At 61.8% G+C, this 23,422-nt stretch carries 26 protein-coding genes and 1 pseudogene; 22 read left to right on the top strand and 5 right to left on the bottom strand.

The genetic code is table 11. From position 1 onward, the window contains the following. Positions 1-127 precede the first annotated feature (127 nt). Positions 128-463: a hypothetical protein gene (locus F1542_RS00290; protein ID WP_193731257.1), complete on the top strand. Its 336-nt coding sequence runs from the start codon at positions 128-130 to the stop codon at positions 461-463. 327 nt (positions 464-790) lie between these two features. Here F1542_RS00290 and F1542_RS00295 read toward each other — a convergent pair whose 3' ends face one another. From F1542_RS00295 to F1542_RS00310, 4 genes are all read right to left on the bottom strand, one after another. Continuing rightward, positions 791-2,125 (bottom strand): McrC family protein, encoded by a 1,335-nt coding sequence (locus tag F1542_RS00295; protein WP_193731258.1) that lies wholly within the window; start codon positions 2,123-2,125, stop codon positions 791-793. Next, positions 2,122-4,311 carry an AAA family ATPase gene (locus F1542_RS00300; protein WP_227672319.1) on the bottom strand — a complete coding sequence of 730 codons (2,190 nt, stop codon included), beginning with the start codon at positions 4,309-4,311 and terminating at the stop codon, positions 2,122-2,124. Before F1542_RS00300 ends, F1542_RS00295 begins: the two co-directional genes overlap by 4 nt. Positions 4,312-4,362: 51 nt before the next feature. Next, complete coding sequence (locus F1542_RS00305) at positions 4,363-5,469, bottom strand: phospholipase D family protein (RefSeq protein WP_193731259.1); 1,107 nt, start codon at positions 5,467-5,469, stop codon at positions 4,363-4,365. 104 nt (positions 5,470-5,573) lie between these two features. Beyond that, positions 5,574-6,467, bottom strand: coding sequence for a DUF4238 domain-containing protein (locus tag F1542_RS00310; protein WP_193731260.1), 894 nt, complete (start codon positions 6,465-6,467; stop codon positions 5,574-5,576). A 299-nt stretch (positions 6,468-6,766) separates the two neighbouring features. Between F1542_RS00310 and F1542_RS00315 the strand changes: the two genes are divergently transcribed. From F1542_RS00315 to F1542_RS00335, 5 genes are all read left to right on the top strand, one after another. Further along, positions 6,767-8,848, top strand: coding sequence for a ParB/RepB/Spo0J family partition protein (locus F1542_RS00315; protein ID WP_193731261.1), 2,082 nt, complete (start codon positions 6,767-6,769; stop codon positions 8,846-8,848). A 138-nt stretch (positions 8,849-8,986) separates the two neighbouring features. Beyond that, positions 8,987-10,189 carry a DUF932 domain-containing protein gene (locus F1542_RS00320; protein ID WP_193731262.1) on the top strand — a complete coding sequence of 401 codons (1,203 nt, stop codon included), beginning with the start codon at positions 8,987-8,989 and terminating at the stop codon, positions 10,187-10,189. A gap of 83 nt (positions 10,190-10,272) precedes the next feature. Further along, the gene (locus F1542_RS00325) at positions 10,273-10,713 is read left to right on the top strand and encodes a hypothetical protein (protein ID WP_193731263.1); all 441 of its coding nucleotides are present in this window, start codon (positions 10,273-10,275) and stop codon (positions 10,711-10,713) included. Continuing rightward, positions 10,700-11,746, top strand: a complete 1,047-nt coding sequence (locus F1542_RS00330) for a toprim domain-containing protein (RefSeq protein WP_193731264.1) — start codon at positions 10,700-10,702, stop codon at positions 11,744-11,746. The genes F1542_RS00325 and F1542_RS00330 overlap by 14 nt, the downstream gene beginning before the upstream one ends. A 322-nt stretch (positions 11,747-12,068) precedes the next feature. Further along, complete coding sequence (locus F1542_RS00335) at positions 12,069-12,995, top strand: DUF2493 domain-containing protein (RefSeq protein ID WP_193731265.1); 927 nt, start codon at positions 12,069-12,071, stop codon at positions 12,993-12,995. A gap of 9 nt (positions 12,996-13,004) precedes the next feature. Here F1542_RS00335 and F1542_RS00340 read toward each other — a convergent pair whose 3' ends face one another. Continuing rightward, positions 13,005-13,214, bottom strand: a complete 210-nt coding sequence (locus F1542_RS00340; RefSeq protein WP_193731266.1) for a hypothetical protein — start codon at positions 13,212-13,214, stop codon at positions 13,005-13,007. 163 nt (positions 13,215-13,377) lie between these two features. Here F1542_RS00340 and F1542_RS00345 point away from each other — a divergent pair, with 163 nt between their 5' ends. The 16 genes and pseudogenes from F1542_RS00345 to F1542_RS00420 all read left to right on the top strand — a co-directional run. Continuing rightward, on the top strand, positions 13,378-13,818 hold the full coding sequence (locus F1542_RS00345; RefSeq protein WP_193731278.1) for a hypothetical protein: 441 nt from the start codon (positions 13,378-13,380) through the stop codon (positions 13,816-13,818). Positions 13,819-14,416: 598 nt separating this feature from the next. Next, on the top strand, positions 14,417-14,743 hold the full coding sequence (locus F1542_RS00350) for a DUF736 domain-containing protein (protein WP_193731267.1): 327 nt from the start codon (positions 14,417-14,419) through the stop codon (positions 14,741-14,743). 336 nt (positions 14,744-15,079) lie between these two features. Next, positions 15,080-15,232 (top strand): hypothetical protein, encoded by a 153-nt coding sequence (locus F1542_RS00355; protein WP_193731268.1) that lies wholly within the window; start codon positions 15,080-15,082, stop codon positions 15,230-15,232. 180 nt (positions 15,233-15,412) lie between these two features. Further along, positions 15,413-15,697: a helix-turn-helix transcriptional regulator gene (locus F1542_RS00360; RefSeq protein ID WP_193731269.1), complete on the top strand. Its 285-nt coding sequence runs from the start codon at positions 15,413-15,415 to the stop codon at positions 15,695-15,697. 130 nt (positions 15,698-15,827) lie between these two features. Beyond that, the gene (locus F1542_RS00365; protein WP_087607229.1) at positions 15,828-16,091 is read left to right on the top strand and encodes a DNA -binding domain-containing protein; all 264 of its coding nucleotides are present in this window, start codon (positions 15,828-15,830) and stop codon (positions 16,089-16,091) included. Positions 16,092-16,231: 140 nt separating this feature from the next. Next, on the top strand, positions 16,232-16,450 hold the full coding sequence (locus tag F1542_RS00370; protein WP_193731270.1) for a transcriptional regulator domain-containing protein: 219 nt from the start codon (positions 16,232-16,234) through the stop codon (positions 16,448-16,450). Then, a complete protein-coding gene (locus F1542_RS00375) occupies positions 16,407-17,018 on the top strand; it encodes a DUF2285 domain-containing protein (RefSeq protein WP_227672320.1) in 612 nt (203 codons plus the stop codon). Before F1542_RS00370 ends, F1542_RS00375 begins: the two co-directional genes overlap by 44 nt. A gap of 223 nt (positions 17,019-17,241) precedes the next feature. Next, positions 17,242-17,493 (top strand): AlpA family transcriptional regulator, encoded by a 252-nt coding sequence (locus F1542_RS00380; protein WP_087607231.1) that lies wholly within the window; start codon positions 17,242-17,244, stop codon positions 17,491-17,493. Then, on the top strand, positions 17,490-18,581 hold the full coding sequence (locus F1542_RS00385) for a replication initiator protein A (protein ID WP_193731271.1): 1,092 nt from the start codon (positions 17,490-17,492) through the stop codon (positions 18,579-18,581). The genes F1542_RS00380 and F1542_RS00385 overlap by 4 nt, the downstream gene beginning before the upstream one ends. After that, positions 18,578-19,216 carry a ParA family partition ATPase gene (gene parA, locus F1542_RS00390; RefSeq protein WP_087607232.1) on the top strand — a complete coding sequence of 213 codons (639 nt, stop codon included), beginning with the start codon at positions 18,578-18,580 and terminating at the stop codon, positions 19,214-19,216. Before F1542_RS00385 ends, parA begins: the two co-directional genes overlap by 4 nt. Next, entirely contained in the window at positions 19,213-19,455 is a 243-nt protein-coding gene (locus tag F1542_RS00395; protein WP_193731272.1) for a hypothetical protein, read from the top strand. The genes parA and F1542_RS00395 overlap by 4 nt, the downstream gene beginning before the upstream one ends. Continuing rightward, entirely contained in the window at positions 19,452-19,952 is a 501-nt protein-coding gene (locus tag F1542_RS00400) for a DUF2840 domain-containing protein (protein WP_193731273.1), read from the top strand. The genes F1542_RS00395 and F1542_RS00400 overlap by 4 nt, the downstream gene beginning before the upstream one ends. Then, the gene (locus F1542_RS00405) at positions 19,949-20,506 is read left to right on the top strand and encodes a S26 family signal peptidase (protein ID WP_193731274.1); all 558 of its coding nucleotides are present in this window, start codon (positions 19,949-19,951) and stop codon (positions 20,504-20,506) included. The genes F1542_RS00400 and F1542_RS00405 overlap by 4 nt, the downstream gene beginning before the upstream one ends. A gap of 1 nt (position 20,507) precedes the next feature. Then, on the top strand, positions 20,508-20,846 hold the full coding sequence (locus F1542_RS00410) for a DUF736 domain-containing protein (protein WP_193731275.1): 339 nt from the start codon (positions 20,508-20,510) through the stop codon (positions 20,844-20,846). A 4-nt stretch (positions 20,847-20,850) separates the two neighbouring features. Further along, entirely contained in the window at positions 20,851-21,567 is a 717-nt protein-coding gene (locus tag F1542_RS00415) for a lytic transglycosylase domain-containing protein (protein ID WP_193731276.1), read from the top strand. 282 nt (positions 21,568-21,849) lie between these two features. Beyond that, positions 21,850-23,274 (top strand): annotated as a pseudogene (locus F1542_RS00420) (relaxase/mobilization nuclease domain-containing protein); the annotation flags it as partial. Between the last annotated feature and the right edge of the window lie 148 nt (positions 23,275-23,422).

Raw genomic sequence — 23,422 nt, forward strand, 5'->3', positions numbered from 1 at the left:
ACAATGGCTCTGGACATATAACCATGACAGACCCAACATGGGGAACAGCGGGCTAACCCCCGCCCAGAAACTAAAAACAGCTGCCTGAATTCTCATTCAGCACCCCACTAAAAATGGGGGGATTACCGTGCCTTATCTGACGCTCGAAAGTATTGAACAGACGCTGCGTTTCGTCGCAAGCGTTCCAGATGCAGAAATTGTTTTCGATTATGGCGAACCAATTGAAAATTACGGTGGAAATCATAGGACGATTATGGAAGAACGAAGTAATTTTGTCTCTTCTGTTGGGGAGCCGTGGTTGAGTCGCTTCACCCCTAAAGAAATGCACAGGATATTAAATAGTGTCGGGTTTGAGAATATCACAGACTACGATAGATCTGGCATATGTTCTTATTTTGGTTGGCCCCAAAAGAAGCCAAATTCACAACCTAGCCCACATGTGATTGATGCTCTCTTAACATAATGGCACTTCAGTCAAAACAGTTTTCCGTGAGCATATCGTGGCAACATCTGACAAACGGAATCACATAACCACCGGATTGGCTTTTTGGTCCGAGCCGCTTGTCTCACCAAAGAACGGAGCAGACAGACCGCTTTTGCTTCATTGCAGACTTATTTGCATGAATGCGGTCATCCCTTAAACGGACATTGTAAGGTGATCTGCGACAGGCCGACTCGTGGGACTTTATATTCTGTTAGCTTTGGAGCGGGAATATGCCCTAAGCTGACGTTCGTTAGCGGGCATATGTTCCACCGCTCTTACTGGCGTAAAGTCCGCGGTTGGCAGATTTCAGTCAGAAATGAGCGGCTTCTTTGCCTGCCAACGCTGGAACATGGCGGCGAGGTCCGCCACGATGCCAACCTCGCGTTGCGCGACGTCGATGCTCCGTAGATGCAGCCGATCCTTACTTCCGTGGATCAGGTAATCCGTAGCGAACTGCCCCGATCCAAGGCCCAGATGGTGAGGATAGAGTAGAAGAAGGTCGGGACAAGCATAAAGCTGCCCATAGGCCATCATCTGATAGACATCGGTCTGGCTGACCCCGTGCTTGGCATCCTCAATAGCCGGCGACAGGCGCTTCCATTTCGTATCGACGATAGTGACCGGCATACTGCTTTGGCGATCCCGAACAATGATGTCGGGTCGCGTCTGAAATCGCCGGCGGCCTTGGTCTCCCTCCTCGATCAGGCAAAACAGCCGGCCGCCCTGCGTCTCGACTGTGAACCCAGCAGGACGCAGGCTCCTTTGCATGAGGACTGCGATATAAGCCTCAAACAGGTCGTTCATCGGGAAGAGGAGCGTGATGCCTTGTCCGGCGTACGGATCATGATGGGTTGCTTGCCAGTCGCGCTTCAGGAACAGCCGGGCGAGACCGAACAGCGCCTCCCAGCGTCGGCTGGTTCGATCGATCCGCACCGCGCGCCAGGGCAAAGCGGCGACCCTCACATCAGCAATGTCGGCGAACACGAACCGCAATTCGTCGAGCTTGCGCACGGTCTCAACGGCGCGGGCATGGCGGCGAAGGGTCAGCACGCATGCTTTCATGATCTGCAACAGCGGAATGTCGCTCGACAGCGCATCGAAGCGGCAGGCGAGCCGGTCGGGTCGCACCGCATGCGCGGTGAACTGCCGCACCACATTCAGCCGGCCGCGGAGTGCGGGAAGATCGTCTTCGTGCTGGAGATAGGCTTGGGGAAGACCCCGGCGAGCCTCTGTGAGGAGCTTGTCCGCGAACAGGCGGATCAGAATGTCGAGGAGTCCTTCCGCCTGCCTCGCCATCGCGGACGCAGCACCGTCGCCGATGTCGAGGCCCAATGCCACGTCGAGCATCCGCACCAGCCGTTCGCGGACGGTACGACGCCCGTCGACCGATGAGGTGCCGAGCCGATCGATCTTGGGAAATATCTCGAGACTGCACCCAGGCGCCGCGATCACGCCAACCATCTGACCAGCCGTCAGGTGCCGGAAATGATCCCGCAGAATGGTGGTGCCCTCGTTCCCGCCGAGGGGATGGGCGCGCGCCATGGCGATAAGGGAATTAGCCTGTGGCCGGGTGAAGCCTCCTTCCCTAGGTCGATCAAGGACCGCGATGCGCCCCCACTCATTGACGGTGAGATGGCTCATTCGGTCGAGGCGCTGGCGCTGCTGCCTCTGACCAACCGTTCGAAGGCGTCTGCTGAAAACGGCTCGCGGACGAACCAGCTATCGCGGTCATCACCCTCAAAGCCTGGCGGAGGGGCGATCTTGCGTGATCCGATGAAGCCGTCGCCGAGGACAGCTTGAATGCGCCCCCAATCCTCGAAGAAGTATTCCTGGAGAAGGGGAATGACCTTGTCGCGCATGACGAGTTTGACCGCCTCGCGAGTCTGACACCCCATGAAGAAGGCATGGCCGACGCGATGTTCGCGGTCGATCAGATACTCGATTCGATCGTTAATGGCGCTGAGCACCGCGCGCAGGTCGATCCCGTCTATGGTGCGGAGCAAGTCGATGCGTGGCGCCATTTCCCGGAACGTGAACCGACGCCTGAGCGCGGTGTCGAGCAACGCGATCGAGCGATCCGCAGTGTTCATCGTTCCGACGATGTGGAGATTGGCGGGAACGCCGAAATCGTGCTTCTTCGAATAGGGCAGCGTGAGGCTCAGCGCGTTGGCCATGCCGAGACGCTTGTCAGGCTCGATCAGCGTGATGAGTTCGCCGAAAACCTTCGAGATATTCGCCCGATTGATCTCGTCGATGATGAGCACGAACTGTTCAGGCTCGCCAGCGACCGCCTCCGCCGGTACACCGTCCTCGTAACCGGCGGTCAGTCGTGCCAGCGCCGACAGGTTCACCCGCTCCGTGGCGATCTGGTAGAGTGTACGCTGCGTAAAATTGCCATCAAGGATCGTGTCGAGGGGCAACGGTTCGTCGAGCGTGAGCAACCAGCGCACATTGCGATGGTGTGCGTAAAAGCCTTCGAGCTCGGGCACGTAGCGATAGTCACCAGTGACCTCAGCGATGGCTCGGAATGCGGTGTTGCCGTAGGGCACGATGACGATATCACCGACCTTCATTTCGGTGCGGAACAGCCAGGTTTGTGTCCAGTTGCTCGGGGTCGGGTCATCCGGATTCTTGTCCAGCCACTCGGCCTTGATGGCATCGATGGACGAGAAGCGCCTGGGGCTCCAATCGATCGTTCCGCCCCAGCCGAGTGCGATGTACCGGTTCGCCAGTCCCTCGTCATAGACCTCGTCTTCGCTGCCGATCGCGCCCTGGCCCATCTTCCAGAAGTGACGCCCTGAAAAGTCGAATCCGGTCGCGCTTGCTGCTGACGCGGGTCGGGTCCGGGCCTGGTCGGCGAGAGCACAGATCTCGCGGAAGATGCCCGGCTGGGCCTCAAGGCGGAAGCCTGCCGAGTTGCCTTCGCCATCGCCTGTTTCCGGCCGCAACCCCTCAACGAAGCTCTCGTAATCATAGTTCTGATGGAAGGTGACGAAGGCTATTCGCCTTTCCGCTTCGAGTTCACGATAGCGGCCGAGCAGCGCTTGGTGGCCTTCGGGGGACTCGTCGAACGCTATGGTGCCATCGCACAGCAAGACGGCTTCATAAGCGGTGCGGTAGGTCTTGCCGGTGCCCGGAGGGCCGTAGAGAATCAAGTTGGTTGGCGTTTGCTTCGGCTCGGGCACGCTCTCGGTCTCCATCGCAAGCGAGTAGGTTAGTTTCCGCGTCGTGCTCTGCTTTGGCCCTTCTGCCGTCGGCGCAGGTACGTTCGCCAGCTTCAAGAACAATCGACCTTCGAGCGCCTGGCAGATGTTCGGCCAAGCCATGTGCAGGCCCATCTCGTTATTCAGCGCGCCGATGGTGATGGTGACGGTCGCATCGCCCCGGAGGCGAGCCGGCCTGATGTAGGTTTCTAGGACGTACCGGCGGATTTCGTCGGCCTGGCTTTCGCCACTATCATCTTCGTCCGCGATCCCTGCGACCGAATAGTTCGGATCACGCCCTTCGCGAAAATAGCCATATTGTCGCAGGCTGGCGATCATGTTGCCGAGCTGGCCCTTGGGATCCTCGGCCTGGGGAACGACCGCGCGCACGATCGTCATCTCAGGATCAGGATCGCTTGCCAGCGCCGTCAACTGCGCCAGCAATTTGTCCCATCTTCCGTCGTCGAACACCTCGTCGAGCGTGGATTGGGAATAGCCGAGACCATGCAATCCGCGCTCGGCCCGCTGGCTGCGGCGCACGCGCGTATCCATGGCCTTCTTCGTCAACGGCTCTCCTTTCCAGAGCCGTTTGCTCAGCCAGTCCCTAAACTCCTGTTCTTTCATCGAACCCCCAGCAACTATAATAACTCAATGCTATTATCGCCGGGTGGCTTTTTACTCGACAAGATTCACATCCACCGATCTGCCGGCATCGACATCGGCGAGTAACTGGCCTAGATGCAGGGGGCTCTCGCATAAGTGACTACCGATTTCATCAGGTGGGGCGACTGCGTCCAGGTGCATGAAGATTTGTTCAAGAAGTTCATCCTCTGCGCAGGCACTCTGCCGAGGCGCCCCCGTCAACCCGATACGCGATCGCAACTCCGGGGAGCGTTCCGCGAATATCGACCATTTATTCCGATTGAGCTTCACCTCGAAGAAGCGCGAATAACACCAGTAGGAATATGCTCCGCGTGCGCCGCGGTGAGCGCAGAGGAATAGTTTGGGCCAAGCGTTTGCATCTGCGTCCGACCAGCCTGTGAACAGATTTCCCTTCGGCCAGTTCGGCAGACGGCCGATCTCTTTCGTGTTTAGCTTCGACTTGCGGCTCTTACCTTCAACTTCCACCGCCTCAGCGGCCGCCTGTTCGACATCCTCGCGTTCGGCTTTACCCGACGAGAACACCACACCGATTCCTCGATAGTGATGAGGGTTGGCGCAAATGGTTCGTAGGAGTGATCCGGGTGAATTGGTTGACGGTGCTTCCTCCCTCACTCCGTGCCACAGGCGCCGTGCCCAAGCCACGCGTGCAGCTATGAGGGCGTTTAGATCGACATCGTCGGCTTTCTGCCAAAGCGTCTCGAACCAACTCGCAGCTCTGCGGAACGGGGACGTATCGGGCTTGTGAAATGTGCCGCACTCGGTAAGCACGGCTGGTTCGGCAAAGCCGATGCCGCGATTTGAGGCGTTGGCCGAGGTGACGACCATGCCGACACTCGAAAGATACAGCTTCGCGTGCAATCCCTTCAGATGTTTAAGGTGAGGATTGTTGGGTGCCCCGAGCAACACCAGTTCCTCAGGATTGGTACCGCCCATCGATAGGTCGCAGATGATCCGCGCCTTCAACGCGCGCTTTTTAGCACCGAAAAGTGCCTTGAGCGCGCCATCACCCCAGAATGCGATCGCGCATCTGACGTCTTGACCCGCGATGATGGTGCGGACCGCGCCGCGCACTTGCTTATCATCAAGGAATCGCGCCATTTTCTCTCCCACGCCTATCATCACATTCTTCTCCCCACCAGGTCGGGTACACGGCTACCGAATGCCCCGCTTCCTCCTGCTGCGCAAAACAGCCGTGCCTAATGCAATTTTATTGGATTGGACTGTCAACGATGGACGGCTGCATAGAAGGAAGGAAAGAACGGCGGCTTAACCATGGAGGAGGACATTCGGTTTTTTATAAGGCTTTCTTGCGTTTCATCCGAACTGAATACATAACGTCGGGCATGACTGACGACATACTCGTTTATTGTTCGTACTATTTCTGTTTGATTTGATCTTGAAATAGCTTCAAAAATACTTTCATCCGCACACGCCATGAAAAGCATAGTGGGGCTAATTGGTAGAGTTACTGACGCAGGGGTTCCCCCCAGAGCTAGATCAACAGGCCAATCCGATGTCAGAAGATGCTCTACAGATGTGGACACGTCGAGTACAGCCCAAGGCATACCAATAATTCTTCGGCCAATCGTCAGATTATCCATGAATCTGACAAGGAGGTCTACTTGTGCACGCGTCTGCCCATCTGGACTTGATTTATCAAGATAGTCATTGAAAGTGAGCGGATCGATAGGAGAACGCGCAGCTTCATATGCTGCTTTTGTGAACCAATCATGTTTATTCCACAGAACTTCAATTGTCTCCCTGATTTCTGACACAACGTCCGGGTGCCGAAGTTCGAGCGACATTATAAATCTTACCCATGCGCTTTTTTGGCGGATACTAAGGGCATCCAACCGACCCTTCATAATTTCCTTTAAAGCTTGGGAAGCAAGATCATCCGTGTCCTTCAAAAATGTTTGCTCAAACCATTGACGTGCCTCAGGTGCAAGGGACTGAAATGTATAAAGATCTTCTTGAAAACCCGTTGCGTTTGGATGTCGCCGGATCGGTTTAACGCTTCCGAAGGGCTTACTCCACTCAATGAGTTGGTCATTCGAAGCTGCCCATTGCGCAAGATAAAATGCGGGTATGAAATGGTGTTTTCGTGGTGCGGCCATGCCATCTTTTGGACATCGGAAGGAGGTCAATGCAAGTCATTATATGAAATCTGCAAAATATCACATCGGCGCTGTTTGGGCCGTTGTAGCAATTAAACGAGTTGCTTGAGTATCCCACGGTCGGGCTCTGGAAAGCAGACCTTCTGCTCGCCCTCCGCATTGCCGACATTTTTTTGCCGGGAATAGGGGACGGGTTGGTGTGGGGGCAGCCGTCAGAGTCAGAGGGCTGCGCGGATTTTCGTGACGGGTTGAGAGGGCAGGGGAGAGTCTCCTGTCCGCCCGTCATGGAGTTTTTCGCCATGGCGACCGCCATTCCCAAAATCAGCCTGAGTTCGTCCCGTGACATCCCATTCAACCGGCTGGTGCTGTCCCAGTCCAACGTGCGGCGTGTGAAGTCCGGCCTGTCGATTGAGGAACTGGCCCGCGACATCGAGCGCCGCGGGCTGCTGCAGAGCCTTAACGTCCGCCCCGTCCTTGACGGCGAAGGGGGCGAGATCGGTACCTATGAAGTGCCCGCTGGCGGACGGCGCTTTCGCGCCCTCGAACTGCTGGTGAAGCAAAAGAAACTGGCGAAGACCGCCCCGGTGCCGTGCGTGGTGCGCGAAGCCGGATCGGCCATCCTCGCCGAGGATGATTCCCTGGCCGAGAACGTTCAGCGCGTGGCCCTGCATCCCCTGGACCAGTTCCGTGCCTTCCGTGACATGCTGGAGAAAGGTATGTCCGAGGAGGAAATTGCTGCCGCGTTCTTTGTCGCACCGGCCGTGGTCAGACAGCGCCTGCGGCTGATGACGGTGTCCGACAAACTGCTGGATATCTATGAGCAGGACGGAATGCGCCTGGAACAGCTGATGGCTTTTTCCATCAGCGATGACCATGCCCGGCAGGAACAGGTCTGGGAAATCGTCAGCCAGAGCCATAACCGCGAGCCCTATGTCGTCCGCCGCGTGCTGACGGAAAAAACCGTGCGGGCGTCGGATCGTCGCGTGCGCTTCGTCGGGCTGGACATCTATCTCGCGGCCGGTGGCCACATCATGCGCGACCTGTTCGAAGCTGATGATGGCGGCTGGCTGCAGGATCCGGCTATTCTGGACCGGCTGGTCATGGAAAAACTGCATGCAGCCGCAGAAGATATCCGCGCCGAGGGCTGGAAATGGGTCGAAACGGCCCTGTCATTCCCATGGGGCCACACACGGCAGTTCGCGGAAATCGACGGCACGGAAGTGCCCCTTACCAATGAAGAGACAGCCCGTCTCGAAGCCCTGCGTGCCGAGCAGGAAGCCATCGAGGCCGAATATGCCCAGGCCGATGAATATCCCGAGGAAGTCGACGCGAGGCTGGGCGAGATCGAACAGGCCATTCTTGCCCTGGAGGAACGGCCTCTGGCGTTCGATCCCGCTGACATGGCGCGGGCCGGCACCTTCGTCAGTCTCGACAGTGACGGCACGCTGCAGGTGGAGCGGGGTTTCGTACTGCCCGAGGACATGCCGACTGAGCCGAAAGAGACCAATGATGCCGACGGTTCGGATGAATACGCTCACGGTGCATATGATGGGCCGAATGAACGTATTGCTGATTATGGCAGTGATGAAGGCGCAGTGGGCGATAGCATTGCTGCCGACGTCGAACCCGAGGAGGAAGACGGGATCAAACCACTGCCTGACCGGCTTCTCACCGAACTGACAGCCTGGCGCACGCTCGCTCTGCGAGATGCTTTCGCCAGCAACCCGCACATCGCCCTGACCGAACTGCTGCACACCTTGGTGCGCGATGTTTACTGGCAGACATCAGGCGCGGATTGCCTGGAAGCCTATGTCCGGGAAATCTCCCTACCGGTCCATTCGCCCGACATGCCGGGCAGTCTGCCGGCCCACGCGCTGCGCCAGCGCAACGAGGGCTGGAAGCATGATCTGCCCGATGACGAGGATGCGCTGTGGCGCTGGATCGACGGGCTGGACGATACCAGCCGCATGGCACTGCTGGCGCACTGCCTGTCTTTTGGGGTCAATGCGCTCTACGAGCGTATGCCCGCCTATGGTGCGGTATCCCAGCGCAGCGTCACCGAGCGTCTGAAGCGGGCAGACCGTCTGGCCTCGGCTCTCAGCCTCGATCTGGTCGAGGCAGGCTGGCAGCCCACGGTCGAGAACTATCTCGGCCGGGTGACCAAGGCGCGCATCCTGCAGGCCGTGCGGGAGGCACGCGGCGGTGAGACGGCTGACCGTATTGCCCACCTGAAGAAGCCCGACATGGCCCGTGAGGCCGAGCGGCTGCTTGATGGTTCGGGCTGGCTGCCCGAGGCATTGCGGACCGTGGGGCTGGCCGATCAGGCACAGGTTGAAACAGTGACGGCAGGTGGGGATATGGAGGCCATCGCCGCCGAGTAACCCTTATGAGGTCTGGAACTTTGAGACAGCGGCTTCCGGTACCCGGAAGCCGCTTTTTTCATGTCCGGCGCCCCGGAAAGAGGGAGAGGTCGGCTTCGCCTCTGGTGCCGAATAACCGGCATCAGAGGAGAGTTTTCCATGACCACAACCACCATCCTGCCCCCTGCGTCCCGTGGCGCAGCGTCTGGCGGCTTCCGGATCGATCCATCGCGCGGGGAGCGTAGCGCCCGTGTATCGTCGGAATGGTTCTCGCGTCCGGATGACGAGCGCTACCTGTCGCTGTCCGACCTGCATGCCGCGACACTGGCCCGTGTCGAGCGCGCCACCGCCCGCACGGTGGAAAGCCGCGCCATTCGCGTCGAGGCGTCCCGCGATAATGCTGAGCGCCTGACCCTGACGGTGCCAGGACAGAATGACCCGATTTCTCCCACACACTGGTCCTTTGGCCAGATGTGCAGCCTTGTTGGTGCCCCGTCTTCCTATCTGCGTAATCTTCCGGCTCCACTGGCGGCGATCAATCTGCAGCACGGCCTGTTGTCGCACCGCGCCGAACTGGTCAAAACGCTGGAGACGGAGGATGGGCGTGTGGAACTGCGCGCCGTGACCGGTCCCGATTACGGCCGCATCTGGGACCATGAACTGGTCGGCGCGGTGCGGAAGATCGCGGGTGACGGCACAGGCGATACCAACTGGAAGGTGCCGGGCGTTATCGACTGGGCCACTATGACCCATAATCCGTACGTGGACATCACGAAGGAGACAACGACGCTGTATGCGTCAGACAGGGATGTCTTCCTGTTTTTGGTCGACGATACACACCCGATTGAAGCTGGCCGTTTGCCCAACGGCGACCCCGATCTCTATTTCCGGGGTTTCTATGCCTGGAATTCCGAAGTCGGCAGCAAGAGCCTCGGCATTGCGTCATTCTATCTGCGCGGGGTGTGCCAGAATCGCATGCTCTGGGGCGTGGAAAATTTCGAACAGATCACGATCCGGCATAGCAAGTTTGCTGCTTCCCGTTTCGTGCATCAGGCCACACCGGCGCTGCGGAATTTCGCCACGGCCAGCCCGGCCTCGTTCGTCTCGGGCATTCAGGCCTCGCGCAAGGCGCTGGTGGCGAGAACCGATGAGGATCGCGAAAGTTTCCTGCGCCGTCGTGGGTTCTCCAAACCGGAAACCGCGAGGATCATCGAAACCGTGCTGCACGAGGAAGGGCGCAAGCCGGAGAGCGTGTTCGATTTCGTGCAGGGGATCACGGCACTGGCCCGCACCAGGGCCAATCAGGATACGCGGCTGGATCTGGAAGAAAAGGCCCGCAGGCTGATGGAGCGTGCTTCCTGAAAGCCGCTTCTCCGTTTTTCCGCAAAGACGTTTTTACGAGCCCGGCCATTGTGCCGGGTTTTTTCGTTTCGGGAGATCTTCCGATGGCTGATTTCTTCACGCATTTTTCCTGCGTGCTTGATGTGGGCACAGTGGACAATGCCGCAAAGGCGCTCGACCTCTACAACGCGTTTATGGACGAACTGGCGGCGGAAGATCCGCCGTCTGACGGGTTCCGGCTTTCCGTGGAACCGGAATATGGTGGAACCAAGCTCTGGATGCGCGACGAGGTGAGCGGCGATCCGCAGCAGGTGGTGGAATTCGTGCTACGCTGTGCGCGGGCATTTCGATTGCGGGGCCGATGGGGATTCCAGTGGGCCAATAGCTGTTCACGTCCCCGGATCGACGCCTTCAGCGGCGGCGCGCATCTGCTTGACCTGGGTCGGCGCAAAACGATTTCATGGATGACCACTGGTCGCTGGCTGGCGATCGCCCTCGACGGAGGCGATCCCGACACAGGAGGGCAGGGCGATGACCTTGCATGACGCGGGCGATCTGGCCCGCCGTCTGGCGGAGAACGCGGAGGCGGTGTGCCGGCGGTATCTGTCCGCCGGTCGCCGTCACGGCAATTACTGGCTGGTCGGTGACGTACGCAACACGCCGGGGCGGTCGCTGTTTGTCCGGCTGCACGACACCGCCAATGGCAGGGCAGGAAAATGGACGGACGCGCAGTCGGGCGAGCATGGTGACCTGCTCGACGTGATCCGCGAAAGCCTTGGCCTGGTGGATTTCCGCGACGTGGCGGACGAGGCACGCGCCTTTCTCAGCCTGCCGCATTTTGATCCGGTGCCGCTGTCGCGGGATCGTCCGGTTCAGGAACGCGGCTCAGCCAGTTCGTCGGAAGCCGCGCGACGGCTCTGGGCCATGTCCGGGCCGATCGCGGGCACGCCCGTGGAAGCGTATCTCCGTAGACGCGACATTGCGCTTTTGCACGGAGCTGGCGCCCTGCGCTTCCATCCGCACTGCTTTTACCGGCCGGACGAGGACAGCCCGACCGAGACCTGGCCGGCCATGATCGCCGCCGTCACCGACCTCGACGGTAATCTGACCGGCGTGCATCGCACCTGGCTGGCGACGGAAGGGCGTGGCAAGGCGCCGGTCGATCATCCGCGTCGTGCCCTGGGGGGCCTGCTCGGCCATGCCGTGCGCTTCGGGGTGGCAGCCGACGTGCTCGCCGCCGGGGAAGGCATCGAGACAGTGCTGTCGCTGCAGCAGGTTTTGCCCGATCTGCCGCTGGCCGCCTGCCTGTCTTCGGCGCATCTCGCTGCACTGATCTTTCCGCCGCTGCTGCGCCGGCTCTACGTCCTGCGCGATGATGACCCGGCCGGGGATCAGGCGCTGGCGACGCTGCACGCCCGCGCGGATGACGCCGGAATCGAGCTGATCGGTCTGTCGCCGCGGCTGGGCGATTTCAATGATGATCTCCGTGCCCTCGGACGCGGCGCGCTGCGGGCAATCCTGCATCCGCAATTCGCGCCGTCGGACGTCGCACGCTTTCTCGAGACTGCCGACACCTGAGCGGGCCGGAAAGAGGGGCGGGCGGTTTCCGTCTTCTGTCGGCGGGCCTGTCGTGCCTCCCGTCCGGCAGGTCCGCGCCCCGGCCTTTCAGGTGGGGAGCGGGCGTCAGCCGGGCCGGGCCTTCAATGGCGGGGCCGGCTATTTTCCGTCGCGCCCCTTTGGGGGCGCTTTACATCGCGAGGCAAAATAGCCGTCTCCCTGCCATCCTCCGCTGTGCTGCGGCCGCGCGCGAGCGCGCGGTTCCGGCCCGTCCCTGGTCTGCCGCTATCCGCCCCCGGAAAGGCCGCGAAGGGCGCGGCCGGAGACCTGGGAGGACCGCATCATGACCCGCACCGACGATTTCGAACCGCCGCACGCCGCTTCCTCCACCGCGCATGTGCTGGCTGAACTTCAGATGTATGGCTACCGTCCCTTCGAGGACGAGCCGGACCCGAGGCCGCTGCCCGAAGCTCCGCGTATCGGTGGCGCAGTCGCGGACATCTTCGACGCCATTGCCGCGACGCTGACCGACACACGGCTGGAACCCGACCTTGAAGCGTTGCTCTGGTCTGCCGTGAACATCTTCCACCGCATGGTCGGCCAGGTCGAGCGTGAGCTTGACCGCAACGAGCAGGCGCAGAAGCGCAGCCAGCAGGAACAGGATGGCAGCGAGATCCGCTCGGTGGAACTGGAGCGACTGATCGCCGAGGGGCTGACCCTGATCGAGCGCCGCAACGCCTATGAGATCTTCCGCGACGAGGCGCAGGAGCAGTTCGAACGCCTGACCCTGAGCGCGTGGCGACCGAAGACCGGCTCGCTGGTGTCACGCCGCACCATGACCGCCTCCATGATCGACAGCCGCGACTTCCTCAATGCTCGCCGTAAGGCCGAGGGCGAATTGCTGGTGCCGCCCGGTCCCAAGGTGGTCGTGACCGGCGGTCTCGATTTCGACGACCATATCCTGATCTGGGATCGGCTGGACAAGGTCCGTGCCAAGCATCCCGACATGGTGCTGCTACACGGCGGTTCGCCCAGGGGCGCGGAGTTCGTCGCGTCTCGCTGGGCCGATCACCGCGAGATCGTGCAGATCGCCTTCAAGCCGGACTGGGCGAAGCATGCCAAGGCAGCGCCCTTCCGCCGTAACGATGCTATGCTCGACACCCTGCCGATCGGCGTCATTGTCTTTCCCGGAACCGGCATTCAGGAAAATCTGGCCGACAAGGCAAAGCGCCTCGGTATCCCGGTCCTGCGGTTCGGAGGCGGCGCGTGAGCGCCGTCTTCATTCCGGATTGCCCGTGACCGCGATCCGCGCGGCCCGGGCGTAGAAGGCGAGTTCGGTATCGCCGGGCACCAGAAGATCGAGCAGGCCCTTCATGTCCTGCATGTCCGAATGGGACTGAAATGGCCCCGGCTGCCGCTCGATCGCCAGCACTGCAATGGCGAGCGCCTTTTTGACCAGATGCAGTTCGCGTCCCGTGATTTCCGCCATGACGTTTTCTCCGTGAGGGGAGATAACGATGCATGTCCGCGTGCCGGACGCCAGTACGATTCTCGTTCCGTCGACACATCATTTTCGCTATGATGCGAGTGCGCCGTGGTGGTGGTGGCAGGCGCACCCGTCCGACATCGTCGATTGCACGGAGACCACCGCCATGTTCATCCTTGCTCCCTTCCTGCTCGTTGCCGGCATTGGCTTCCTGTGCTGGTTCTTCTTCACCGTCGCAGTTTTCGCACTGCCCTGTGCTACCGGTCTGATGGCTGCGCTCTGGGCCTTTGATACCAGTGCCGGCCTATTGGGTGCGGTCATCATAGGGTTTGTCGCGGGAGCCGCGACCTTCATTCTCGGCCAGATCGCATTTGCCTGCGTGCCCTGGACGTGGCTCAGGCTGCTGATTGTCCTGCTCTATACCGTGCCCGCTATCATCATGGGCTACAGCACCACACATGGGATTGCCCAGATGATGATGCCGTCTGCGGCATGGCAGTTCTTTTTTTCCGTCATCGGCGCGATCGCGGTGGGGATCACCGCTTTCATCCGTTTTACAGCCGTGGCCCCACCCGGACCGTCCGGCGGGAACATCGCGCGCGTCTGACCCCGTCCCGGCAGACTGCAGGCAGGGGGCCAGACCAGATGCTTCGTATGGCTGCCAGTCCTGTCATCAGGGGAGGGCGGCTGACGTGGCGTTGGCTCGCCTCAATGCGTTACTGGCCCTGGTCGCTTTCCTCTTGGAACCTCTCGGTCGTGGACGGCCCTCGCCTGCGACCGGCTGACAGAAACAGCGGATAGCGCGGTAACCTGTCCGGCATCGTCTCCGGAACGGGTCATGTCATGGCCCGAAACGAACGCGTGACGACGCTCATGCTCTTTCCTGCCGGATCCTGCACGCCGAGGGGGGGCTCATGTCCTCCGTGATGGTCGCTCTGTCGGGCCGCGCATGCATACGGCCTCTGAAAATGGCTGATCTAGCCGAGGGGCGGCTGCGCCTCGATCGTTTCTGGCGCAACGGCAGGCCGTAATTTTCTTCCCCTGACGGCTGCGCCGTCATTCCTCGCGAAACAAGAAAATTCCGTCCCGCCGTCCTCCGCTGCGCTGCGGCCCTGAAGGGTGCGCCGCCGATCGCCCCCGGCTCGTCGATCGCCATCGAGGCCGCAATGGTGCGGGCTCGATAACAGAGATCACGGAGCAGTATCATGGCCACCATCGGCACCTTCAAGAAGTCCGGCAACGAGTATGTCGGCGAGATCGTCACCCTCTCGGTTCAGGTCCGCAATGTCCGCATCGTTCCCGAGACCGGACGCCAGAGCGACAACGCCCCCAGCCACCGGGTGTTCGTCAACCGGGCCGAAATCGGAGCCGCCTGGTCCAAGCAGTCCAACGAGGGACGCAGCTATCTGGGCCTCAAGCTCGACGATCCGAGCTTCAACGCCCCGATCTTCGCCAACCTCTTCAATGACGAGAACGGCGAGACCTGGAGCCTGATCTGGTCCCGCCCCAACGGTCGCCGCAACGGCGAGTGAGGTGCCTGCGATCCCCCGCCCGGCCGGTCCGGGCGGGGCCTTCGCAGGACCGCTCGGGAAACGGCGGGCGCCCCCATCGCGTCGCGCCCGATCCACCCGTGTGCGGGCAGGGAAGGGGAACAGGGCTTCCCTCAGCCTTCCCATTGTACCATGCCCGGCGTGAACCGCCTCAAGGACGCGCGGTCCCCCCAATTTTGCCCGGCGCACCCTGCGGGCACACCAGACAAAATCGGCTCCCCCGCGCGCCGCTGGCGCGGTCGCCTCCGGCGATCCCTGACCCGGTTCACGCGCGCATGAGGCGACGGCCTGTCTTCGACAAACGAAAGGAGCAGGACGATGACCACGTTACACGACCATATCCAGATGCTGCGCGCCGAACTGACCAGCTTTCACCTCAGCCACCGTGAGCGGGCCAAAATCGAGCGTGAACTGAAGCAGGCATGTGTGCAATTCGCAGCGAAATGCTGCGACGGAGAGGCCCCCGCATAGAGCGGGGGTCTTTTCGTCTGGTCGCCCGTACCGAAGGCGAACCCACTGACGGTCCTATCAGAAGCAGGACGCCGGTTTTTCCTCGCCATCCCCCTGAAAGAACGATATTGAATCTCCACGAGGCGACTATTATAGTCGTATTTCTGGTGTGGATGTCCGGCATGTCGGATGTGATCATGGATGATCACTGGCCGACAGGTTAGGGCGGCACGGGCACTCCTGAACTGGACACAGGAACGGCTCGCTGAAAAGGCCCTCGTAGCATTGACCGCGCTCAAGCGCCTCGAATCCGAGCGCGGTCTCGGTGTCCATGAGGGCACGATCGACCAGGTCCGCCGCGCATTGGAGGCGGCGGGCATCCTGTTCATCGAGTCCGGACAAGGGCGTGGAGTGATGTTTCTTCACGAGACTGCCGATCCCCAGGCGCGACAGAATGCGGGGCGTCGCGGACGCGGCCCGTCCTGAGCGACCTGATTTTCGTAGTCATCCTGTTTGGCGCTGCGTTGTTTTTATGTCAGCGCGGAACCATCGGACGATCATCATTGCGTGGATTTGTTATCACATCGATCTGATTGCGGTATCACGAGGGACCGCCATGACCGACCTGCCTTTTCAGGATTGTCCACCTCTGACGGCGCGTGTGAACCCTTACGACGAGCAGCATCTCGAACTTTACCTGCGCCTGCTGATCGCCGAGGAGGAAGGTGCCGACTGGCGTGAAGTGGTCGAGGTGCTGTTCGGGCTCGATCCCGCGCGCGAACCCGAACGCGCCAGAACTGTCCATGCGAGCCATCTGGCACGGGCGCGCTGGATGACCGAAGTCGGTTATGGGCATCTGCTGGCGCCACGTCTGCAATAGCCGGACTTCGCCAGCCCGCGTCTTCGTCCTCCTCGACACTCTCCTCGATAAAAATTCAGGGTCTATGCACTCGCGGTTCCGGTCCGGTTAATCGAGGCTGCCCCCTTGCCGTATGAGGGGCCAGACAGAGAGAGGCCGTCATGCCGACACCCTTCTGGCGTTCACCGGAAATACGCGATCATATCAGCACTCTGGACCGTTCCGGTTTTGCCGTCGAGTTCCTGCGTCGTAACGCGGCGTATCGTCGCGACTATGCCCGCCTGCAACGGCGGATCGCGCGTCGGGGTGTCGATGCTGCTGCCGAGTGCGCGGCGTTTGTCCATCGCTGGGGGCTGTGCTTTTGTCCACGCTCCCAATGAACCTGCCCAGCGTGGTCGTATGGTCTGGCGGCCGGAGGTTTCACCGGCGACGCTGATCCTCACGCCAGCGCCGTCGGATTTCGCGGTCGTTGCCCCCATTGAGCCGACGGTGCTGGGGACGATCCTGTCGCGTCATGACGACATGGACGACACGTGGCTGGCGATCGGGGATCCCGCTGGCGATCTGTTCCTCCGCCTTCTGGCTCCATCGGCAGCAAGCCGCCCCGCCGTGCTGTTGCCGATGGATGCGGTCGCCGAACTGCGTCTGGATGTGGCGCTGCGTTTTCTCCGCAGGCAGCGCGGTCAGCGCGTCGCCCTGCTTCCGCGTGCCCTCCAGCTTACACCGCTCCAGCGTGCGCGGCAGATCATGCTTCTGCTCGCTTTCGATATCCACGAGGCTGGTGGAACCACACGCGACATCGCCGTCGCGGCGAACCGTTCATGGCAGGCGGGTTTGCCGGCTGTCGAATGGCGCAACACGGCGGCGCGTCGCCATGCGGAACGCCTGCTTCTTGATGCCGAAAACCGGGTCCGGGGCGGCTATCTCGATTTCTTGCGCGGCGGATAGCGTCAGCCACTTTTTCGCTCTCCTGCGCTGTTTCCCTCCCTTTTTCCAACGCAGTTCCTCGCCCGGTTACGTCCGATCGCGCTCTTGCGCGTCACGACCCGTCGAGGGTGGACACTGAGTCCGGAAAATCTTCGTCCACCCCCAACGTCTGTTTTCTGCGCCACCGTCATCCTGATCCGCCGCCCCATCCCTGCGGCGCTTCGAAACCAGATGGAGGCGTACCATGCTCGACCGAACCGCACCGTCGCCGACGCGCTATCTGCGCACTCATGAAGCCGCCCGGATTCTCGGCCTTTCCCCGCGCACGCTGGAAAAATATCGCTGTCACGGAACGGGACCGACGTTCCGCAAGCTTGGCGGTCGCGTCGTCTATCTGATCGACGATCTCGATCTCTGGGCTGCGGCCGGCGCGTGCAAGTCCACCTCTGACCCGAATTACGACGCGGCGCGTGCCGCCGGGCAGGTTCCGCGATGAATACCGCGTCAGGCATGCCGCACTCCCGGCCCGCCAGCGAGCGCAGCAGGCTCCACCCGTTCGTGGTTTCCGGCGGGGATGCCAGCCCGCGCGATCAGCGTGACCTGATGGAGCGACCATTTTTCTCGCTCGCCAAGGCGAAACGCACGGTGCCGATCCTCTACGAAGCTGGCGACGTCCGTGTCGAAGTCCTCGGCATGCCCGAACACGGCATGGCGACGATCTGGGATGCCGATGTGCTGATCTGGGCTGCCAGCCAGATCGTCGAGGCGGAAAATCTTGGTCTTACGACATCGCGCTTCCTGCGTTTTACGCCCTATCAGCTCCTGAGCGGTATTGGGCGTCAGACGGGGGCGCGGGATTACGGGCTGCTCAAGGCGGCACTGGCCCGCCTCCAGTCCACCGTGGTCGCCACCACGATTCGCAACGGCCAGAACTGGCGCCGCCAGCAGTTTTCCTGGATCACCGAATGGGAGATCTGTGCCAGCCAGACGGGCCGCGCCGCCGGTGTCGAGATCGTCATTCCCGAATGGTTCTATCGCGGCGTGATCGATCGTTCGCTGGTGCTGGCCATCGATCCGGCCTATTTCCGCCTGACCGGCGGCATCGAACGCTGGCTCTATCGTGTCGCCCGCAAGCATGCCGGGCGACAGCAGGCGGGCTGGGCCTTCGAGATCGCCCATCTGCACAGAAAATCCGGCAGTCTCGCCAGGGTGGCTGACTTCGCCTGCGACATCCGGCGCATTGTCGCCCGCCAGTCCTTGCCCGGTTACCGGCTGGGCATCGAGCGTGAAGGCGCGCGCGAGTTGCTCCGCATCCTGCCAGCCGACTTATCCACAGATCCTGTGGATAGTCATGTGGATGGTATCGGGACTTCGGGCGTTGGGACTATCGGGACATCAGGCGTGCCACTATCGGGACTTCAGGCGTGCAAACCCCAGCTAAGTCTTTGGCCTGAAACGGCGATTCCGGCCCTTAACTTATCTAACTTAGAATCTAACTCTTATGTTGATGGGACGGGCCGCCTTGCGGATAACGGCCGTGACCCGTCCGTCTCCCGCCGACAGGGGTGTGGAGGCGGGCCATGATCGTGGCGCTCCTCAACCAGAAGGGTGGTGTCGGCAAGACGACGCTGGCGCTGCATCTTGCCGGCCAATGGGCTCGGGAAGGCCGGCGCGTGACGGTCATCGACGCCGACCCGCAAGGCTCGGCGCTGGACTGGTCAGCACAGCGGGCGAGGGAAGGGCTGCCCAGACTGTTCGGTGTCGTAGGGCTAGCGCGCGACACGCTGCACCACGAGGCTCCGGAACTGGCTCAGGGGGTGGATCACGTCGTCATCGACGGTCCTCCGCGTGTGGCGTCCTTGTTGCGCTCCGCCCTGCTGGCCGCTGACCTGGTGCTGATTCCCGCCCAGCCTTCGCCGTTCGATGGCTGGGCCTCGGGCGAGATGCTGCGGCTGCTCGCCGAAGCGCGGCTCTTCCGTCCCGGTCTGCTGGCCCGCTTCGTGCTCAACCGCTGCGCCACGCGCACGGTCATCGCCCGCGAGACCCGGCTGGCGCTGGCCGGGCATGACCCGGCGGCGCTCATGGCGCGGATCGGCCAACGGGTCGCTTTCGCCGATGCCGCACGTTCCGGCCGCCTGGTCTGTGACCTGCGTCCGCAGGGGATCGCAGCCCGTGAAATCGCCGCGCTGGCGGCCGAGATCGGGGGGCTGGCGTCATGACCGGGACATCATCCCGAAACGGCTTCGCATCGCGTCCTGCCGACCCCGAGCGTTGGGTAAAGGCAGCGGACAGGACTGCGCTCGCCAACAGTTTTACCGCCCGGCTGACGATCGACATCACTCCGGCCTTGCGCGCCCGCATCAAGGTCGCGGCGTTCCAGCGCGGCATGACCGTCGCCGATACGCTGCGCGCGCTGCTGGCCCGCGAATTCCCTGACAATTCCGGAGACGTGCCATGAATGGACGACTTCCTTCGCCGACGCATCTGCGCGCGGCGTCGCTGACCCATGTCGAACTGACCTGGATCGAAAAACGTGTCGAGCACTGGTTGCGCTTCGGTCAACGTGCTGACGAACAGATCCTTGACGATCGCCGCAGCATTTCCAGTTTCGCGCCGGGCACCATCTTTGCCTTCGTCCGCTGGGCGTCGGACGATCTGGGCACCACGGTCTCGCGCATCGACATCGTGCGGGCGGTGGCGGCAGGAAGCCCGTTCCAGACCCTCCCGTTTGTGCGTCCGGGCGGCGAAATCCTGCTGCGTGTCGATAGCTGGCCACGGGTCGAGCGCGTGCTTCAGGCGATCAACGCCATTGAAACGCTGGGTCTCGATCCGGCGGACGCGGCACCCGAATACTGGCGGCATCTGCACCATCGCATCACTGTCGGACATGAGCCGCGTGCCTATACGCGCGAGCAGCATTCAGCATGGCTCAAGCGGCGGCAGGTGATGTCATGACCCGGCGTGGCTGGTTCTTTGCGACCTATTTTGCCGTGCTCGGTGTGGGTGCGTCGATGGTCGTTCATCCTGCGCCACGGCTGATCTGGAACGAGACGGCGAGCGTGCCCGTCGGGCTCTACCGATTGCATAGGAACCCCGCGCCGCATGTTGGTGATCTGGTCGCTGTCCGTCTGCCCGCGCAGGAGGCGATGCTGCTGGCAACGCGCGGCTATCTCCCTCTCGGTGTGCCCCTGCTCAAACCTGTAGCGGCTATCGCAGGGCAGTCCGTGTGCCGTACCGGGCAGCGCGTAACCATCGATGGGCACTTCGCTGGCGACGCGCAATCCGTCGATCACCGTGGCCGCTCATTACCCGTCTGGCAGGGGTGCCAACGCCTCTCTGCAGGCCAGGTCTTCGTCATGAACCCGGCTGAGCCACGCAGTCTCGACGGGCGATATTTCGGCCCGTTGTCCCTCCCCACCATCATCGGACGGGCAACCCCGGTCTGGCTTCCGTCCGGGAGCAGGCTGCCTGTCACCGTGACCTTCAATCCGTCCCTGAAAGGGCAATGAAATGGCACAGATCGGTCTTTTCACGCGCACGAAAACCGGCTTTGCCGGGCGCATTCGCACCCTCACCGTGGCGCAGGATATCCTTCTCGTTCCGGCCGAGTTTTCCGACGCCGAACATGCCCCAGATTACCGCATCCATATCACCGATGCCGATGGCCCGGAGGTTGGTGCGGGCTGGAAACGCACTGGCGAGAGGGCTGGTGAATACATCGCCGTAGCCCTCGACGACCCCGCCTTTGCGCAACCGATCCGTGCCAATCTCTTCCGTGCCGGTGGGGAGCGTGCGGTCTGGGTGCTGAATTGGACGCGTCCGTCACGGCGTGTCGAACGCGGGGAATGAGACGATGCGACGCATCTTCTTCCTCGCTGTCGGTGTCATCGCAATCGGCGTATCGGGCGCACCCGACCTGTCATGGGCGGCATCGGTTCCAGCGCCCGCTGACACCGATCCTTATAGTGCGGTGATCGCTGAAGCCGTGCAGCGCTTCGACATTCCCGCCACATGGATACGGGCCGTCATGAGCGCTGAGAGCGGTGGTGATACCGGCGCGATTTCATCGAAAGGCGCGCTCGGGCTCATGCAGATTATGCCCACGACCTGGAGCGACCTGCGTATCCGCTACAGGCTGGGAAGCGATCCGTTCGATGTGCATGACAACATCCTCGCGGGCGCCGCGTTCCTGCGCGAGATGCACGATCGTTACGGCTCGCCGGGTTTCCTGGCAGCCTATAACGCCGGGCCGGGGCGCTACGAGGATTACCGCGATCGGCAACGTCCGCTGCCACCTGAAACGCGTGCCTATGTCGCTGGGTTGCTGCCCCTGATCGGTCAGGGCGTTGCTGATCCATTGATGTCGGTTTCGCATTCCGATCCGCTGTTCTGGACTCATGCGCCGATTTTCGCCGTGCAGTCGAACGATGCGGGGCAGGGCGTTCCCGCTGCAATGAAGCTGCCGTCAAATGGTGTTCGAAGTGACATCATGGCGCATGGTCTTGCGCCTGTCAGGCCGCTTTCCGGTGGGCTTTTTATCGCTTCTTCCGCATTGGTGGAAACGCCATGAATACGCGTTCACGCATCCCTTCCCTTGCCGGTTTGCAGTGGTTCGCGCACGGCCATTGGGGCAGGCACCAGCATCACGGATTGGGTGCCGGCAGGGTGGAACAGGCACTTTGGGGCATGGGGAATGAGAGGCGAGATAAAAGGGCGCACATTGCGCCTCGGTTGGGGTGTTGGTTTTCCTGCGTTTTTTCGTTCTCCCGGCAAGGTTTCTCTCTTTCCGGCAATGTTTGCAGACCCTGTTTTGCCCTGTTGCACCGGGCTTTTTCGCACATTGGAGGGGCCGATGGCGCGCGAGAATGAATTCCAGCCCCGTCTGGGTCGCATCCGCTCGTCGCGTGCCCAGCGGCTCAAGCCCTTCGTCGCCCAGGCCCTCGCCTCGGCCCAGCGTGCCGGAGGTGGCGGGTTCCGATCGGGCCGGAACGGCGGCGGTTCCCGTTCGTCCTTCGGGCGTGGCCGCGTCGCGGCAGCCAGGGCCAACCGCCTCCTGACCAGCCGTGCCCGCCGTGTCACCGTCAAGGCCCGTGTCGTGCGCCATAGCGGGCGCAAGGCCCCGCTCGCCGCCCATCTGCGTTACCTGCGCCGGGAGGGGGTGACGAAGGATGGTGAGAAGGCGCGGCTGTTTGGTCCCGGCATCGACGATGCCGACCCGAAGGCGTTCGCCGAACGCTGCGAAGACGATCGCCACCACTTCCGTTTCATCGTTTCGCCTGAGGACGCGCCGAACATGGCCGACCTCAAGGGCTATGCCCGCGAACTGGTCGGACAGTTGGAAAAAGACCTCGGCACGACACTGGACTGGGTGGGGGTGGATCACTGGAACACCCAGCACCCCCACGTCCATATCCTCGTGCGCGGCGTGGCTGAGGATGGCAGCGACCTTGTCATCTCGCGGGATTATATCAAAGACGGGTTGCGCGCCCGTGCGCAGGATCTGGTGACGCAGGAACTCGGGCAGCGCAATGACATCGAAATTCACCGTGCCCTCGAACGTCAGGTCGATGCCGAATACTGGACCCAGCTTGACCGGCAACTCGTCCGCGACGCGGGCCGCAACGGCATCATCGACATGGCGCCAGCGTCGGATCGGCAGCCTGATCCGTTCGAGGCCCTGAAGGTCGGGCGCGTGCGCCGTCTGGAAGGGCTTGGTCTCGCCCATCAGGTCGGACAGGGACAATGGATGCTGGATGAGTCGGCCGAGGCAACGCTGCGCGAACTGGGCGAACGCGGCGACATCATCAAGCGCATTCACCGTTCCCTGGCCGAGCGCGGCATCGAGCGGAGCACATCGAGCTACGTGCTGGCGGGCGAAAGCCTCGACGTCCCCGCCATCGGCAGGCTGGTTGATCGAGGCCTGGACGATGAACTGAAAGGCACGGCCTACGCCGTCATCGACGGGGTGGATGGCCGCACGCATCATATCCGCTTTCCCGATCTCGATGCGACCGGTGATGGAAGTGCGGGGGCGGTCGTGGAGCTTCGTACCTTCGATGACAGGAAGGGGCAGCGTCGGGTTGCGTTGGCCGTCCGCTCCGACCTGTCGATCGAGGATCAGGTGACCGCGCGTGGGGCTACCTGGCTGGACCGGCAGACAGTGGCGCGCGATCCTGTTGCATTAGGACAGACGGGCTTCGGCGCCGAGGTCCGTGAGGCGATGGAGCGCCGCGCGGAGCAACTGATCGAGCAGGGTCTTGCCGAACGTCGTAATCGGCAGCTTGAGGCCGCCTTATGACTGAGGATTGTGACTGGTAACTTACCGTCGTTAACGACGTCGTTATTGACGTCGTTCGGGAGGTAAATATGGCTCAGGAAATCCTGATTGGCGTTGAACGCCGTCGCCGCTGGCCGGACGAACGGAA

It is taken from the genome of Komagataeibacter sp. FXV3 (genome assembly GCF_015155755.1).
Taxonomy (GTDB): domain Bacteria; phylum Pseudomonadota; class Alphaproteobacteria; order Acetobacterales; family Acetobacteraceae; genus Komagataeibacter.